The organism is Pseudomonas sp. PDM30 (assembly GCF_019218985.1).
GTDB lineage: Bacteria > Pseudomonadota > Gammaproteobacteria > Pseudomonadales > Pseudomonadaceae > Aquipseudomonas > Aquipseudomonas jessenii.
In genome coordinates, this window is the sequence record NZ_JAHUWM010000001.1 from 1 (window position 1) to 15,388 (window position 15,388).

A 15,388-nucleotide genomic window follows, 5' to 3' on the forward strand; every position below is an offset into this window, starting at 1 on the left:
GTTGGGTGTGTAAGCGCTGTGAGGCGTTGAGCTAACCAATACTAATTGCCCGTGAGGCTTGACCATATAACACCCAAGCAATTTGACTACTCGAAAGAGCATCAGATTGCGGTGTGTGAAGACGAAAGAACCGAAAGTTCGACTCTTGCAAAACACCGAAAGCTGTCACATACCCAATTTGCTGAAGCGAGGCCGACCGGCCGCGACTCAGTACCCGAATTTCTTGACGACCATAGAGCGTTGGAACCACCTGATCCCATCCCGAACTCAGCAGTGAAACGATGCATCGCCGATGGTAGTGTGGGGTTTCCCCATGTGAGAGTAGGTCATCGTCAAGATTAAATTCCGAAACCCCTATCTGCGTATGCAGGTAGGGGTTTTGTTTTTGTCGTAGAAAAAGCACGATCAATCAAGCACAAATTGGCGCAGTTATTTTTGTCCCGGGACACTAGAATAGGTCCAACTTTTTCAGAGTCAGAGCGCTTATGCCGGATTCGGTTGACGCCAAAGAGCTGTCAGAAATACCACTGGAAAATCTGGTTGCCTGCCATGAGTGCGACTTGCTCATGCGTAAACCCGAACTCGCCCATGGCGAAAAAGCCATGTGCCCGCGCTGTGGCTACGAGCTTTATGCCAATCGGTACAACGTCGTACAGCGCAGTCTCGCCCTTGTCATAGCCGCTTTGTTGTTGTTTATTCCGGCGAACTTTTTACCCATCATGCAGCTCAATCTACTCGGGCAGTCTTCGCAAGACACTGTCTGGAGCGGCGTTGTTGCCCTTTTTGACACGGGTATGCAAAGCGTTTCAGTGATTGTATTCCTGTGCAGCATGGGGATCCCGCTGCTCAAGCTACTGTGCCAACTGACCGTATTGTTGAGTATCCGTTTTGATGTCGGACGCAGCTACGGCTTGCTGCTCTATCGCATTTATCACCATATACGCGAATGGGGGATGCTCGAGGTTTACTTCATGGGCGTACTGGTGGCGATCGTAAAACTGGCAGATATGGCAGCCATCACCGTAGGCCTCGGCCTGGTGTGCTTCATTGGTTTGTTGCTGGTTCAAGTCTGGCTGGAGGTCGTAATGTCGCCTCACCAGATCTGGCAAGCGTTATCAGGAGAGGATGCCCATGCGGGCGATTGATGCGGGCATTCTGATTTGCAAGGAATGTCATGAATTGAACAGGCAGGAAGCTGATACCGATGAGCAAGTCTGTACGCGCTGCGGGGCGCTGGTACACGCCCGCAGCCCGAATAGCCTGGTGCGCACCTGGGCATTGCTGATTACCGCCGCCATTCTTTACATACCGGCCAATTTGCTGCCGATCATGACCGTGAACTCCTTGGGCAAAGGTGCGCCGAGCACGATCATGGCAGGTGTGATCGAACTGATGCACTACGGAATGTTCCCCATTGCGGCCGTGGTGTTTATCGCCAGTATCGTGGTGCCCACGTTCAAGCTGGTGGGCATCGCTCTGCTGCTGTTTTCCGTGCAGCGCCGTCAGCCCCTTTCGGCTCGCCAGCGTATCTGGATGTACCGTTTCATTGAATTCATCGGCCGCTGGTCGATGCTCGATATCTTTGTGATTGCCATCCTCGTGGCGGTCGTGAATTTTGGGCGGCTTGCCAGCATCGAAGCCAATCTTGGCGCCATCGCTTTCGCCACGGTGGTGATTCTGACGATGCTTGCCGCGGTAACTTTTGATCCCCGACTGATTTGGGATAACACGGAGTCGGACGACGACCATGACTGATTTGCCTGTAGCGAAAACCCGACCGGCTTCGAACTGGTCTGCCATTTGGGTGTTGCCCCTGATCGCCTTGATCATTGGCAGCTGGCTCGGCTGGCGTGCCTATAACGAGACCGGTATCGAGATTCAGGTGCGTTTTGAGAGCGGCGAGGGCATTCAGGCCAACAAGACCGAAGTTGTCTATAAAGGCATGTCGGTCGGCAAGGTCAAAAGTCTCAAGCTCGATGACGAAGGCAGTTCCAAAGGCGTGATCGCCAGCATCGAAATGAACAAGGACGTAGAGCCATACCTGCGAACCAGCACGCGTTTCTGGCTGGTCAAGCCGAGCGTGACGCTGGCAGGGATTACCGGTCTCGAGACGCTGGTTTCAGGTAACTATGTCGCCATCAGCCCGGGGGAAGGCGAGCCGGTCCGCAAGTTCAAGGCCCTGGCCCAGGAACCGCCGCTCTCCGATGCCCAGCCCGGTCTGCACTTGACTATCAAGGCCGACCGCCTGGGCTCGCTGAACCGTGGCAGTCCGGTGTTTTACAAACAGATCAAAGTGGGCCAGATCAAAAGCTATGTATTGTCCGAGGACCAGAACACTGTCGAGCTCAAGGTCTTCATTGAGCCGACTTACGCCAAACTGGTGCGCAAACACACACGTTTCTGGAATGCCAGCGGCATCAGCATCGACGCCAATCTGTCGGGTGTGAAGGTCCGCAGTGAGTCCCTGGCCAGCATCGTCGCCGGTGGTATTGCGTTCGCCACACCCGAAAACCGAAAGGACAGTCCGCCTACCGATCCGAGCCTGCCGTTCAGACTCTATGAAGACTTTGACGCCGCCGCCGCCGGTATCCGGGTGAAGGTCAAGCTCAGTGATTTCGACGGCTTGCAGGCCGGTCGCACACCGGTGATGTACAAGGGTATTCAGGTGGGCAGCCTGAAAACGCTGAAGGTCGATGCGGATCTGTCTGGCGCAACCGCCGAGTTGACGATGGACCCATTGGCCGAGGATTACCTGGTCGAAGGCACCCAGTTCTGGGTGGTCAAGCCGTCGATTTCCCTGGCGGGGATTACCGGCCTCGAAGCGTTGGTCAAAGGCAACTACATCGCTGTGCGGCCTGGCGACAAGGGTTCGGCGCCACAGCGGGAGTTTGTAGCCCGGGCCAAGGCACCGCCGCTGGATCTGCGTGCACCGGGCCTGCACCTTGTTTTGTTCACGGAAAACCTCGGTTCGCTGGAAGTCGGCAGCCCGGTTCTCTACAAGCAGGTCAAAGTCGGCTCCGTACAGAGCTATCAGTTCTCCCGCAAAAAGAAACAACTGATCATTGGCGTGCACATCGAGAAGGAATATGAAGGCCTGGTCAACGCCTCGACGCGCTTCTGGAACGCCAGTGGCATCACCCTCACGGGCGGACTGACCGGCGGGGTCCAGGTTAAAAGCGAGTCATTGCAAAGCTTGATGGCCGGCGGCATTGCCTTCGAGACCCCGCAGGACAACGCCCCGTTGCAGAAGCGTATTCCACGTTTCCGTCTGTTCGCGAACCATGAAGACGCTACGCAGAAGGGCGAAGTCATCACGCTCAAGCTCGATCGCGCTGATGGCCTGCGTACCGGCACTCCGATTCGTTTCAAGGGGCTGGATGTCGGCAAGGTGGAGGATGTTGATCTCAGCGAGGACCTGCAATCGGTGCTGTTGACCGCGCGGATTACCGAAGTGCCAGAGCGCATTGCCCGGGTCGGCAGTCAGTTCTGGGTGGTCAAGCCTGAACTGGGCCTGATCAAGACGTCCAACCTCGAAACCCTGGTGACCGGGCAATACATCGAGGTACAACCGGCGCCGAAGAACCTGGGACCGCAGAAGAACTTTGTCGTTTTGGCCGCCGCGCCCGAAACTGCCAAGCAGGAGGCGGGATTGAGTCTGGTGCTGAGCGCGGCACGTCGCGGTTCGCTGAAGGCCGGCGTGCCGGTGACGTATCGCGAAATCACCGTGGGCAAGGTGACCAGTTATGAACTGGGCCAGACCGCTGATCGCGTGCTGATCCATATCCTGATCGAACCGAAGTACGCGCCATTGGTACGCAGCGGTACACGATTCTGGAACACCAGCGGTTTCGACTTCGATGTCGGCCTGTTCAAAGGTGCAACGGTGCGTACTGAATCACTGGAGACGATGATTCAGGGCGGTGTCGCCTTTGCCACGCCGGATGGCGAGCGCATGGGTAGCCCGGCGCGACCGGAGCAGACGTTCGCGCTGTTCGACAAGTTCGAAGAGGAGTGGCTGGGCTGGGCGCCGAAGATTTCACTCGGTAAGTAGTTTTCTGGCGTCTGTGATGACGCCTTCGCGGGCAAGCCTGCTCCCACAGGGGGGCTGGGTTGTTCCTGAAGATATGCGATCAAATGTAGGAGCGGGCTTGCCCGCGAAGAGGCTCTGAAGTTCACTGCAAAGCTAAATGACACACCTATGAAAAAGGCCGCGATCCATTGGACCGCGGCCTTTTTATTGCCTTCGATTCAAGCCTCAGACCGCATCCAGCTCCGGTTCATCCGCTTGTTCGTTGATCGTCGCCCTTACCTGATCGTGACGACGGATGTACTTCCAGTCCGCCTCATCGATGTAGATACCGGCCGGGCCGCTGCCACCTTCCAGGTCGATGGCGACACTGGCGCAGACCTGCGGCTTCACGCTCGCCAGGATCGGCACGAAGCCCAGTTGCAGGCTGGTTTCCAGCAATGCGGCCTGGTTCTTCTCATCGATGTCCGCCGCCTCGTCGAGGTAGTACGGCAGGCGCACGCGACCGGCCTGGTCACGGTCCATCAAGTGCAGCAACAAGTACATGTTGGTCAGCGCCTTGATGGTCATGGTGGTGCCGTTGGACGCCGCGCCGTCGATGTCGGTGTGGATCACCGGTTGGCCGTTGACCTTGGTGATCTCGAACGCCAGTTCGAACAAGTCCTTGAGGCCGAGCTGGTTGTGGTTGGCCGCCACCAGCCGCGCCAGGTATTCCTTGGCCTCTTCGTTCTTGTTGTCCTGCTCGGCGCTTTGGCTCAGATCGAAGACCGACAGGGTTTCGCCTTCTTCATACTGACCTGCGCTGTGAATGATCTGGTCGATGTGCTTGAGCGCTTCCTTGTTCGGTGCGAGCACGATGCGGAAGCTTTGCAGGTTGGAGACCTGGCGTTTGTTGATCTCGCGGTTGAACAGTGCCAGTTGGTGTTCGAGGCTGTCATAGTCGCTGCGGATGTTGCGCAGGGTCCGGGCGATGTCTGTCACGGCGGCACGGCGAGCCTTGCCCAGGGTCAGGGCTTCGTCGGTACGGTGCGCATAGGCGTTGATCAGCAGTTGCAGGCGACGCTCCATATCGTCTTCGCTGTCGAACTTGGCCACGCCCTTGAGGCGTACCTGGGCGTACAGCGCTTCGATCTGGCCGTCGGCCCGCAGCAGGCCTTGCCAGCTGTCCTGATAGTCGTTGAGCAGTGGCAGCAGGTTGTCCATGGAATCGTCGATCGGGTCCATGAACGGTGTGCCGAACGGCAGGTCCGCCGGCAACAACTGGCGACGGTGCAGGGCGTCGTCGAGGGTGCGTTGCTTGGCTTCCATGTCGCCGATCTGGCGGCCGACCAGTTGTAGCTTGGCCGACAGTTGCTGGACGCGCTCGGTAAAGGCATCGCTGGAACGCTTCAATTCGTCCTGTGCGGCTTCCATCTGTGCCATCTGTTCCAGCTTGTCGCCTTCCTCGGCGCTCAGGGTTTGCGCGCGACGGAAATCTTCCAGGGCTTTCTGCGCATCCAGCACTTGCTGGTACAGCACTTCAGTCTGGGTCTTGCTCGCGGCGCGGTCGGCCGCCACGGCCTGCTGGGTCTTCAGTTGCTTGAGTTCTTTGTCCAGGCGCTCCTTCTGGTCGCGCAGGGCTGCGCGGTCAGCCAGGGCCTGCAGCGCCGGTGGTTCGATGTGCGAGATGTCGATGGACAGGCCCGGCACTTCGAAGCGTTCGCCTTTGAAACCGTCGAGGATCAGCTCCACGGATTTGACCCACTCGCCGTCGTCGTCGAGGGTGATGCCGTGTTCACCCAGCGGCAGGCTGAACAGTGCGCTGTTGAACAGGCGCATCAGGCGTTCGACGTCTTGCTGCGAGAATTCTTCACGCAGACGGGCGTAGCTGTTGTTGTCGGCGTGATCGAGCTGCTGCTTGACCGACTTCAGGCGTTTTTCCAGGTCGCGCAGGCGCTCGTCCAGGTCTTCCGCGCTGAACTGGCGGGACTGTGCCAGCGCACCGGCCAGTTCATCGTGAGCGTCCTTGGCGGCCAGCAGCTGCTGCTCCAGCACCTTGACGTCATCGACCAGGGCAAAGCGATGCTTGAGCACCGACAATTCGCCGAGCCAGCGCTGGATGCCGGTGATTTCCCGTTCCAGACGCATCAGTTCCTGGGTGCCACCGCGCTGGTCGTTTTGCAGGGCATCCTGCTCGTTGCGGTAGTGCTCGGCCTGAATGGTCAGCTCTTCCTTGCGCGCACTGGCGTAGTCCGACCAGGTGCCGAGCAAGGAGTCGAGCAGCGGCGAGATCCGGTGCAGTTTGCCGCGCAGGATGTCGCGTTGCTTCACGCCGTTGGCCAGGGCTTCGACCAGCGGGCCGGCGGCGACCAGCGAGTTGTAGTCCTGCTCCATGCGTCGTACATCGCGGAACGCTTCTTCACACGCGGCGATGTAGTCGACGCTGCCGGAACGCAGGCTGTGCTCGAAGGCATCGAGGAACAGCTGCTTGAGCTTGGCCGCGGTGATTTCGCGCATGTGCAGCAGGTTGATGAACAGCGCGCGGAAGGTCTTCAGGCTCTGCTCGCTGGTGGAACGCAGCGGGATCAGCGTCAGGTCCAGCGGGATCGAAGTGTGACCTCCAACCAGCAGGCGGCGCAGTTCGTCCGGCTTGAGTTCGTAGGCTTTCAAGCCTTCGCGCTCAAGGTTGGTGAACAGTTCTTTCTGGCGCAGGCAGGTGTCGTTTTTCTGGTAGTGGGCCAGGTCCAGTTTGCCGGCATAGGCAAAGAACTGGTGACCGAAGCCGCCGCCCGGGCCGCGACCGACCACACCGATCACGTGGGGGCCGTGGGGCAGGTTCACCTCTACCAGGATGTAGCTGGTGTCCGAGGCGAAGTAGAAGCGCCGGGACTGCTCCAGGCTGTACTTGCCGAAGCTCATGTCCGACATGCGCGCCAGGATCGGGAACTGCAGGGCGTTGATCGAGGCGGATTTACCCAGGTTGTTGGCGCCGTATACCGATAGCGGCTCTTCCAGCGGGAACAGGCCGAGGCTGTAGCCGGCGGTGTTCAAAAGGGCAAAGCGGCGGATGCCGTAACGTTCCTTGCTCATGCGTCGAGCTCCTGTTCTTCGGCGATGGCGCGGGCTAAGGCGTCTTCTTCGCTCTCGTCTTCAAATTCCGCGAGGTCGAGCGGGTCATCGGTCTGCAACAGCTTTTCGTCGCTGTCTTCGTCGATCAGGACCGGCACCGGCAACGGCAGGACACTGTGCAGGCTGGCGGCCAGGTCGCGGTCCTGCTGCACCGACAGGCACACATCGAGGAAACGGTGCATCGGCGGCAGGAAACGGTAGATGCCGTTTTCTTCACTGGCGAAACCGAGCTGGGTCATGCGGCGCATGATCTTTTCTTCGAGCTCGTCCTGGGTCTGCACTTCGGCCTGGATGAACAGGTCGCGGTACTTTTCCAGCAGCGACGGCAATTCATCGCGACCGAGGCTGCCGCCGTCGAGCACGGCGATCGGATCGCGGCCCTGATCGGCCAGGTGCTCGACGAGGATAAAGGTGAACAGCGCCAGACGCTGGGCGGTCTTGTTCACCGCCGCCGCCGCGAGGTCCGGCACGAAGTAGTAGAAGCCACGGGTGTCGCAGACCAGTTCAAAGCCCAGGGCCTTGAACAGCGTGCGGTACTGGTCCTGGAAGTTCGACAACTGCGCGTACAGCTCCGGATCGCGGCGGCTGACGTGATAACCCTTGAACAGCTCGCGAAAGATCGGCGCCAGCTGGGACAGTTCGGATAGATCAAGATGCATAGGGAGTGCTCGCAGAATCCTCGGCGGCGGTGTCGCTGACCGAGAGCAGGGCGAAGGAGCGCAGGCTGACCTGGTGCTCGTGAGTATGGTATTCGCGACGTTCCAGGCGCTCGCGCTTGAAGCGTTTTTCCCGCGACAGGCGCGAGAACCAGTACAACAGTTCGTCGGTGGCACCGTCCGGTTCCTGCTCCAGCAGCCAGGTCATCAGGTCCGGCATCGGCAGGGCATCTTCGCAGCGTTCGAGCATTTCCCGAACGGTGCGTGGCGCCCGTGGCGCTTCGCCTTTCTGGGTCTTGTGAGCCTTGGGGAAGCGCGCCGGTTTCGGTTCGAAGCGGGCCAGGGCATAAACGTAGGCTTCGACCTGGCTGGCACTGCCGAGGAAGGTGCTCTGTGGGCGAGTGAACATCGGCATCGCCGCTTGCGGCACGGCGTCGATGCCTTTGCGGCGGATCATCGACAGGGCCAATGCGGCGCCACGGGTCACGGCGTTGTGCCGGCGCGCCTCTTCGCGCAGCGGCAGCAGCAGCTCGCGGGCGTGACGCAGGGTCAGCTGGGCGCTGGTCTGCATTTCGAGGATGCGCGCGTGGGTGCGCAGCAACATGTCGTCGTCGACCAGGTGGCCGAGGCGCTGCTGTTCGCTGAGCATCTTCAGCAGGACGGTTTCGACCTTGCGCACGCCTTGTTCGAAGGCGCCGTCGGCGTTCACCAGATCAATCATCGGCTCGACGTATTCGTCCCAGGTCGCCAGCACTTCGGCGTAACGCTGGCGCAGCGGAATCTGCCGGTCGCTGGTTTTCGCCCGTTCGGCGACGGCCACCAGTGCCTGTTCGTCGTTATCGAGTTTTTTCAGCACGTCACGCACGCGCATGTCGAGCAGGCGCAATTGGCGGGCGAGGTCGTTGCCGTCGCGGATATCGAATGCGTCCTGGATATAACCGGCCAGACGCTCGAGGTGGCGTAGGTAGGCTTCGATCTCCAGGCACAGGCCCAGACGGTGTTCACGGCGCAGATAGGCGAGGAAGTCGTGAATCTGCGCATTGAGCTCGAAACGGTTCGGGCTTTTGGCCACGGGAACCAGGATGTCGAGGCGAATCCACACATCCAGCAGGCTGGTGATGTCCTGCGGCGTACTGTCGAGTTGCTGGGCGGCCAGTTGCGTGCGCAGTTCGTTCAGGCTCAGTGTGCCTTGGTCGAAGTGCTCGCACAGTGGCTCCAGAAGTGCCCAGTGTTCAGCGAGGGCGCGCAAGACGCGCTTGGGTTCGATCATCGGAATGGCCGGCTGGTTGGCGATTAAAAGCCGCGATTGTACTGCATCGGGGGCAATGCGATTCACTCTCGGGACGGACTGTCGCCTTCTTTTCGGTAAGGTGCATCGATCAACTGCGGGCGATCTTCAGCGAACGGCGGTAGAATCAGCGCACTTTAGTTATCCACAAGTGGCCGACCTTTGCTTATCGAGTCCCGTCGTCGCGCTTATCTGGCCGCCATGCAGGTGGTCAACTGGCTGCCGCGCACCGAATTGCCCTTTGCCGCGCCGTCGCGGCCCGAGCTGCTGGAGATTCCCGAGCCGGTTGTGGTCGCGCCTGTCGTGCCCGCTGTTGTGGCCGATACGCCCGTGGCGCCTGTGGTCAAACCGGCCGAGCGGGTGAAGATCGAGGTGCCACGGCCATCGCTGGCCAGCACCCGCACCGGCGCCAAACCGGTGGAAGAGGCCGAAGAGACGCCAGCCGTGGTCAAGGCACCCATCGTGCCGCCCCCGCGTTTCGCCCTGCAATTATTGCGGGCCGGGCGTTGCCTGCTGCTGGTGGAGTTACCCACAGGTGAATCCTTCCAGACTCGCGATCCTGCCTACCTGCTGCTCAAGGACATGCTGCGCGCCGCCGGTCTGCCGGACAGCCCGCAGATCGTCGGTGAGCCGGTGCGTTGGCCGCTGTTGGTGCGTGGCACGATGGATCAGGGCCCGGAAGCGGCCCGCGACTTCGTGCAAGGTTTTCTCTCGGTGCGCATGGAAGAAACGCCCTGCGCCTGCTTGTGGCTGATCGGCTTGCCTGCGGTGCGATTTGCCGGCGAAGCGGATGCCGAGGCGTTCAATCGCGAATTGCAGATCGAAGGCCTGGGCTCGGCCTGGGCGGTGCCGGGCCTGGAATTATTAATGGAAGAGCCACAGCGTAAGGCTGATGTCTGGCAAGCCATGCGTCGGCTGATGGCGCGCTGGAAAGAATCGAATGAGTGACGCTGTATCGTTTCGCCCGATGACCGAGGCGGACCTGGAAGCTGTACTGAAAATCGAATATGCGGCCTATAGCCATCCCTGGACCCGCGGGATTTTCCTCGATGGCCTGGGCAAGTATCAGATCTGGCTGATGTTCGAAGGTCAGCAACAGGTCGGCCACGGTGTGGTGCAGATCATCCTCGACGAGGCGCACCTGCTCAACATTACGGTCAAGCCGGAAAACCAGGGGCGTGGCCTGGGGCTGACATTGCTTGAGCATTTGATGTCGATTGCCTACAAGGCCGACGCCCGGGAGTGTTTCCTGGAAGTGCGCGACAGCAATACCGCGGCGTTCAAGCTGTATGAGCGATATGGTTTCAACGAGATCGGCCGGCGTCGGGATTACTACCCGGCGGTGGGCGGGCGCGAAGATGCGGTGGTCATGGCCTGCACTTTGGTGGATTGAGCTTCAAAAGCTTCGCGAGCAGGCTCGCTCCCACAGAGATTTGTGTCGTACATAAAACCTATGGGAGCGAGCCTGCTCGCGATGGCGATCTTTCAGACACTGAAGATCAGCGCTTGCCGTCCATCGGATCGCGCTGAGCCAGTTCAGCCTCATCCAGGCCATTGCCACCGCCGATTTCGTCCTCGTCGACGATGCTCAGGTCCCAATCCGCACGGCTATCATTGCCCGCCTCGTGGGCATCCCGGGCGCCGTCCTCGCGGATCAGGGTTTCCGGGCTCAGATCGTCATCGGTAGGTTGATGGTCACCGGTCGAGGCAGCAGCGGTCAGGCCCGCTTCACGTCCGCGCTGGCGTGACAGCAGTCGCTCGCGCTCCTTTTCCGGCAGTTCGTCACCGATTCTGGTGCTGGGTTCTTCAGCGTCGAAATCCAGCTCACGCACCGAGCCCATGCGGTCTTCGTTGTCATCGACGGGTTCCGGTTGCACCGCATCGTACGGACGTCGTGAATCATTCATGGCAATTCCTCATACTGTAGTCCCTACTACGGTTGACCCCCGTGGCTACCGAGAATTCCACCGGCATGGAGCCCCGTGTTCCGGATCAGGAGAGCATCTGCATTTTCGCGCGTGACCCCGACGGACGGTTGTCAGTCAAAGCTGCGCATCATTCTTGAGGCTTCAAAGCATGAACGAATTACAAGATCTGATTGATAACAACGAGCGTTGGGCCGCTGCGATCAAGGAGGAAGATCCTGACTTCTTCGCCAAGCTGGCTCGCCAACAGACCCCTGAGTTTCTGTGGATCGGTTGTTCCGACGCCCGGGTGCCGGCCAACGAGATCGTCGGCATGCTGCCGGGCGATCTGTTCGTACACCGTAATGTGGCCAACGTCGTGCTGCACACCGACCTCAACTGCCTGTCGGTGATTCAGTACGCGGTCGATGTACTGAAGGTCAAACACATCCTTGTCACCGGCCATTATGGCTGCGGCGGTGTGCGCGCTTCGATGCAGGATCGCCAGTTCGGCCTGATCGACGGCTGGCTGCGTTCGATTCGCGATCTCTACTACGAGAAGCGCGAAGAGCTGGCCAAACTGGCCACCGAAGAGGAACAGGTCGACCGCCTCTGCGAACTCAACGTGATTCAGCAAGTGGCCAACGTCGCCCATACCAGCATTGTGCAAAATGCCTGGCACCGCGGGCAGAGCCTGTCGGTCCACGGTTGCATCTACGGCATCAAGGACGGTCGCTGGAAAAGCCTGAACACCACCATCAGCGGCTTCGAGCAACTGCCGCCGCAGTACCGCCTGCGTCCGATCGACCCTCAGTAATACCCGTCAATAATGACGTTGCCGACGCCAGCGTTGCAGAAACGCCTGGCCGTCGGCGTTTGGCAACTCGTTGTAGCCGGTAATCCAGCCACGGCACTCGTATGAGCCGCACTGGCAGGCAAATTGGCGTTGCAGTTTGTCTTCGGTGGCGGCGAAGTCCATGGTCAGCCAGTCCCCCTTGCTGATGTCCTTCAGCGCCCATAAGCACAACTCGCTCAAGTCCAGAAAGACATTGGGGTCGCAGGAGTGTCGTAACAGTCCGCAGAAGCGCGGGTCGTAGACGTGTATGCTCGGGGCGAGCTGGCGGGTATGTCGGCAGCGGTAGGGCAGCAAATGCCCCGACGCCCGGCAGATACGGGTGATTCGCGGGAACTCGCGTCGTGCGGCAATACCCGTGGCTTCGCCCTTGGCGTGTTCAATGATTTCGAAGTCGGCCAGGGAAGGAAATCCCAGGCGAACGGGCAGCTCCGAAAAGGGGTAAACACCTTGCGGCGGTTGTGGGCGTTTTCGTTGAGGGGCGTGAGCTTTCATAACAATCCCTGTCTGCTGGGTGCTGCTACTTCCTTGCACCGACGGTCCTGTCAGCACAGCAGCACATGGGTTCAGCCCAAGCCTCTCGCAGATACCATGGGCGGTCTACTGTCATAAGTGACAGATTTTTTCGCCGTTCATCGGGTTACAGCGGCGGAGCAGGTTTCGCCGTGGCGGGTGCCGGGGCCTTGAGCTGCTTGAGCTGGGACACGATCGAAGCTGTCGCGCATTTGCCCACAGCCTGTTGGGGCGACAGGTTGCGGATCGAGGTGTAGAACAGCTCGCAGGTTTTTTCTTTCTGGGCCACTTGCCAGGTTTGCCTGCAGGTATTGAGCTCAACGTCCGGATTGCTGTCCGGTTGGCGTCCCATGGCGGCCTGCCAGCACGCAGCACTCAAATCCTGACCCATGACTTTCAGACCTGCCGCATCGGCCTTGGCCTGGGCGTCACTGCCGGTGTAGCTTGTCGGATCGGCGGCATACCAAATGTAGCTCGGATGGTTGGAGCCCAGCACAGGGACTTTCACGCCGTTGTCCGGGGTGATCTGGACCAGGCCCAACACGTTCACCGTCTGCCCGTATTGCTCTTTGATCCAGTTACGCACCGGTGCGCCGAAGGCGACCATCGGCAGGGCTGCGCCGCTGGCGTTCAGGCTGACTTCCTTGACCATGGTGGTCTGGTAATCCTTGAAGTAGCCGTAGACGCCTTCGAGGTCTTTGCCCGCGTTGGACGGCGCGGCAATCGGGGCGATGTCGATGATTGTCTGGTAGCCCGGCGTCTGCCCGGCCGGGATGCCGTTGGCAGTCAGCAGCGTGGCCCAGCGATCCGTAGTGGCGGATCTCAGGTAATCCTGGGCCTGGGTCAGCGAATAGTCTGGCGGGAAGTGCAGCAGTTCGACGCTTTTGCGGTTTTCCAGGGCCATACCCAACGGCAGGAACAGGTACCAGCTATACGCCCACTTGCCATCGGCATTCAGTTTGCTGGCGCCGTTGTAGGCCAGGTCACCGGCGTCGAGCAGCGCGGCCAGAGGCTTTTCATAGCCGTTGGGTACGCCGCTGATTTCGGCATAAAGCTGATTGTTATCGGTCTTGATCAGAACCTTCGCCCCGGTGTAGCCATCACGCTGCACGCTTTGGGTCAGGTAATGCTCGACGGTCTGTTCAAGTGTCCAGTTGCGAAAGCAGATCACGTTGCAGTTGTTGGGATAGGCGAAGAGACGGGTAACGCGTTCGGTACTGCCCAGTTTCAGGGCGACATCGGCGTGGGCAGCGGCACTCAGGGTGACGGCTGCGAGAGTCAGTCCTGCAAGTTTTAGCATGCTCAGATCCTTTTCAGCGTGGTTTCCCGTTGGCGTGGGTGCTACATACTGAAACCGCAGGCGGCGGTTGGTCTAGAGGGGGGAGGCAAAAAGCTGTCAGGCAACGTGCATTCTTAATGTGGGAGAAACCACTGTGGGAGCGGGTTTGCTCGCGATGGCGTCGGCACATTCAGCATCAATATGTCAGTGACATTGCCATCGCGAGCAAGCTCGCTCCCACAGGGTTCTATGTCATCACCACCATTTGGGTCACGGCATCACCGGCGGCGTATACGTCAGCGTCGTGCCCAGTGCCCACAGCAAAAACAGCACCAGTGGCGTGTGCACCAGCAACTGCACGAACGAGAAGCCGATCAGGTCCCGCGCCTTCAACCCCAGTACGCCCAGCAACGGCAGCATGTAGAACGGGTTGATCAGGTTCGGCAAGGTTTCGGCGGCGTTGTAGATCTGTACGGCCCAGCCCAGGTGATAGTTCAGGTCATTGGCCACCTGCATCACGTACGGCGCTTCGATGATCCACTTGCCGCCGCCGGACGGAATGAAGAAGCCGAGGATCGCCGAGTACACCCCCATCAGCAGGGCATAGGTGTCGTGGGAGGCAATGCTGACGAAAAAGGTCGAGATGTGGTGCGCCAGGGTCTGCGCATCGGCACCCTTGACCGTAGTCATCAGTGCGGCGATCGAGCCGTACAGCGGGAACTGGATCAACACACCGGTGGTGGTCGGTACCGCACGGGACACGGCATCCAGAAAGCTGCGCGGACGCCAGTGCAGTAGCGCCCCCAGCATGATGAACAGGAAGTTGTAGGTGTTCAGCCCGGAAATCGCGCTGATGGCCGGTTTGGTCGAGAACTCATGGAACAGCCATCCGGCTGCCAGCAGCACCAGCAGAATCGTCAGCAGCGGGCTGTGTTCCAGCCATTCGCCGGGGCGGGTGCGTGGTTGCAGCGGTGGCAGGTTGAAGCTTGGGTCGATCCCGCAGGCGTTGGCGTCTCGTGCGGAGTTCGGGCCGGGGGCGGTGGCGTAGGCAACGATCAGTGAAACGATGATCAGGGCCAGCAACATCACACCGGACTGCCAAAGAAAGATCGTCTGGGTGAAAGGGATCACCCCGGTGATCGACAGGATCGACGGCGGCAGGCTGGCCGGGTTGGCCTGCAATTGCGCAGCGGACGATGACAGGCCCAGGGCCCAAACCGCGCCGAGGCCCAGGTAGACAGCGGCACCGGCGGCGCGATAGTCCATCTTCAGATCGGTTCTGCGGGCCAGAGCGCGCACCAGCAAACCGCCGAACACCAGCGACAGACCCCAGTTCAGCAGCGAAGCAACCATGGAAATCAGCGCCACCCAGGCTACGGCGGAGCGGCCGTTTTTCGGGATTTTCGCCAGACGGTCGATCAGCTTCACCGCCGGTGGCGAACTGGCGACCACGTAACCACCGATTACCACGAACGCCATCTGCATGGTGAACGGGATCAGGCTCCAGAAGCCGTCACCGAACGCCACCGCGGCATCGGTGGGCTTGGCACCCATCGCCATGGTGGCCAGGGCCACGATAATCACCGCCAGGGCAGCAAACACCCAAGAGTCGGGAAACCAGCGTTCGGCAAAACTTGAACAGCGCAGGGCAAAGCGGGCGGAGCGGCTATCTTCGATATCAGCGGCCACGGGGGTACCTCGGATTTATTATGTTTGTAGTGGTCTTCGGGGCAGTAACCGCCCGTCTGGACAGGCGCCAA

General features: G+C 60.0%; 13 protein-coding genes and 1 rRNA gene. 7 read left to right on the forward strand and 7 right to left on the reverse strand.

Annotated features, from left to right (window positions below; translation table 11 throughout):
• The first annotated feature begins 222 nt into the window (after nucleotides 1-222).
• The 4 genes from rrf to KW840_RS00020 all read left to right on the forward strand — a co-directional run bounded on the left by rrf (nucleotide 223) and on the right by KW840_RS00020 (nucleotide 4,051).
• Nucleotides 223-338, forward strand: a 5S ribosomal RNA gene (gene rrf / locus KW840_RS00005).
• Between the two features lie 147 nt (nucleotides 339-485).
• The gene (locus KW840_RS00010; RefSeq protein WP_218494193.1) at nucleotides 486-1,145 is read left to right on the forward strand and encodes a paraquat-inducible protein A; all 660 of its coding nucleotides are present in this window, start codon (nucleotides 486-488) and stop codon (nucleotides 1,143-1,145) included.
• Entirely contained in the window at nucleotides 1,132-1,755 is a 624-nt protein-coding gene (locus KW840_RS00015) for a paraquat-inducible protein A (protein ID WP_007997011.1), read from the forward strand. The genes KW840_RS00010 and KW840_RS00015 overlap by 14 nt, the downstream gene beginning before the upstream one ends.
• On the forward strand, nucleotides 1,748-4,051 hold the full coding sequence (locus KW840_RS00020) for an intermembrane transport protein PqiB (RefSeq protein ID WP_218494194.1): 2,304 nt from the start codon (nucleotides 1,748-1,750) through the stop codon (nucleotides 4,049-4,051). The genes KW840_RS00015 and KW840_RS00020 overlap by 8 nt, the downstream gene beginning before the upstream one ends.
• A 204-nt stretch (nucleotides 4,052-4,255) precedes the next feature.
• Here the strand turns inward: KW840_RS00020 and mksF are convergent, their stop codons facing one another.
• Genes mksF through mksB form a run of 3 tightly spaced genes read right to left on the reverse strand, consistent with a single transcriptional unit; the run spans nucleotide 4,256 to nucleotide 9,061 of the window.
• Complete coding sequence (gene mksF, locus KW840_RS00025; protein WP_218494195.1) at nucleotides 4,256-7,096, reverse strand: Mks condensin complex protein MksF; 2,841 nt, start codon at nucleotides 7,094-7,096, stop codon at nucleotides 4,256-4,258.
• Nucleotides 7,093-7,794 carry an Mks condensin complex protein MksE gene (mksE, locus tag KW840_RS00030; protein ID WP_154947809.1) on the reverse strand — a complete coding sequence of 234 codons (702 nt, stop codon included), beginning with the start codon at nucleotides 7,792-7,794 and terminating at the stop codon, nucleotides 7,093-7,095. Before mksE ends, mksF begins: the two co-directional genes overlap by 4 nt.
• Nucleotides 7,784-9,061, reverse strand: coding sequence for an Mks condensin complex protein MksB (gene mksB, locus KW840_RS00035; RefSeq protein WP_174245530.1), 1,278 nt, complete (start codon nucleotides 9,059-9,061; stop codon nucleotides 7,784-7,786). Before mksB ends, mksE begins: the two co-directional genes overlap by 11 nt.
• Nucleotides 9,062-9,280: 219 nt before the next feature.
• On the opposite strand from mksB, the gene KW840_RS00040 reads away from it, so the two are divergent.
• Nucleotides 9,281-10,027, forward strand: a complete 747-nt coding sequence (locus tag KW840_RS00040; RefSeq protein ID WP_090457694.1) for an energy transducer TonB — start codon at nucleotides 9,281-9,283, stop codon at nucleotides 10,025-10,027.
• Complete coding sequence (gene rimI, locus KW840_RS00045; RefSeq protein WP_007981794.1) at nucleotides 10,020-10,472, forward strand: ribosomal protein S18-alanine N-acetyltransferase; 453 nt, start codon at nucleotides 10,020-10,022, stop codon at nucleotides 10,470-10,472. Before KW840_RS00040 ends, rimI begins: the two co-directional genes overlap by 8 nt.
• A 106-nt stretch (nucleotides 10,473-10,578) precedes the next feature.
• Here rimI and KW840_RS00050 read toward each other — a convergent pair whose 3' ends face one another.
• Complete coding sequence (locus KW840_RS00050) at nucleotides 10,579-10,986, reverse strand: serine kinase/phosphatase (RefSeq protein ID WP_150815034.1); 408 nt, start codon at nucleotides 10,984-10,986, stop codon at nucleotides 10,579-10,581.
• Nucleotides 10,987-11,155: 169 nt separating this feature from the next.
• On the opposite strand from KW840_RS00050, the gene can reads away from it, so the two are divergent.
• Nucleotides 11,156-11,800 (forward strand): carbonate dehydratase, encoded by a 645-nt coding sequence (gene can, locus KW840_RS00055; protein ID WP_057398071.1) that lies wholly within the window; start codon nucleotides 11,156-11,158, stop codon nucleotides 11,798-11,800.
• Between the two features lie 6 nt (nucleotides 11,801-11,806).
• Here can and KW840_RS00060 read toward each other — a convergent pair whose 3' ends face one another.
• From KW840_RS00060 to KW840_RS00070, 3 genes are all read right to left on the reverse strand, one after another.
• On the reverse strand, nucleotides 11,807-12,331 hold the full coding sequence (locus KW840_RS00060; protein WP_218494196.1) for a lysine methyltransferase: 525 nt from the start codon (nucleotides 12,329-12,331) through the stop codon (nucleotides 11,807-11,809).
• 145 nt (nucleotides 12,332-12,476) lie between these two features.
• Nucleotides 12,477-13,649 (reverse strand): hypothetical protein, encoded by a 1,173-nt coding sequence (locus KW840_RS00065; protein ID WP_218494197.1) that lies wholly within the window; start codon nucleotides 13,647-13,649, stop codon nucleotides 12,477-12,479.
• A gap of 249 nt (nucleotides 13,650-13,898) precedes the next feature.
• Nucleotides 13,899-15,317, reverse strand: a complete 1,419-nt coding sequence (locus KW840_RS00070; RefSeq protein WP_218494198.1) for a TIGR00366 family protein — start codon at nucleotides 15,315-15,317, stop codon at nucleotides 13,899-13,901.
• Nucleotides 15,318-15,388 lie beyond the last annotated feature (71 nt).

Bases quoted from the DNA above. Each gene is read 5' to 3' on its own strand.
- KW840_RS00010 (WP_218494193.1), top strand. From the start codon at position 486: ATGCCGGATTCGGTTGACGCCAAAGAGCTGTCAGAAATACCACTGGAA.
- KW840_RS00015 (WP_007997011.1), top strand. From the start codon at position 1,132: ATGCGGGCGATTGATGCGGGCATTCTGATTTGCAAGGAATGTCATGAA.
- KW840_RS00020 (WP_218494194.1), top strand. From the start codon at position 1,748: ATGACTGATTTGCCTGTAGCGAAAACCCGACCGGCTTCGAACTGGTCT.
- mksF (WP_218494195.1), bottom strand. From the start codon at position 7,096: ATGAGCAAGGAACGTTACGGCATCCGCCGCTTTGCCCTTTTGAACACC.
- mksE (WP_154947809.1), bottom strand. From the start codon at position 7,794: ATGCATCTTGATCTATCCGAACTGTCCCAGCTGGCGCCGATCTTTCGC.
- mksB (WP_174245530.1), bottom strand. From the start codon at position 9,061: ATGATCGAACCCAAGCGCGTCTTGCGCGCCCTCGCTGAACACTGGGCA.
- KW840_RS00040 (WP_090457694.1), top strand. From the start codon at position 9,281: ATGCAGGTGGTCAACTGGCTGCCGCGCACCGAATTGCCCTTTGCCGCG.
- rimI (WP_007981794.1), top strand. From the start codon at position 10,020: ATGAGTGACGCTGTATCGTTTCGCCCGATGACCGAGGCGGACCTGGAA.
- KW840_RS00050 (WP_150815034.1), bottom strand. From the start codon at position 10,986: ATGAATGATTCACGACGTCCGTACGATGCGGTGCAACCGGAACCCGTC.
- can (WP_057398071.1), top strand. From the start codon at position 11,156: ATGAACGAATTACAAGATCTGATTGATAACAACGAGCGTTGGGCCGCT.
- KW840_RS00060 (WP_218494196.1), bottom strand. From the start codon at position 12,331: ATGAAAGCTCACGCCCCTCAACGAAAACGCCCACAACCGCCGCAAGGT.
- KW840_RS00065 (WP_218494197.1), bottom strand. From the start codon at position 13,649: ATGCTAAAACTTGCAGGACTGACTCTCGCAGCCGTCACCCTGAGTGCC.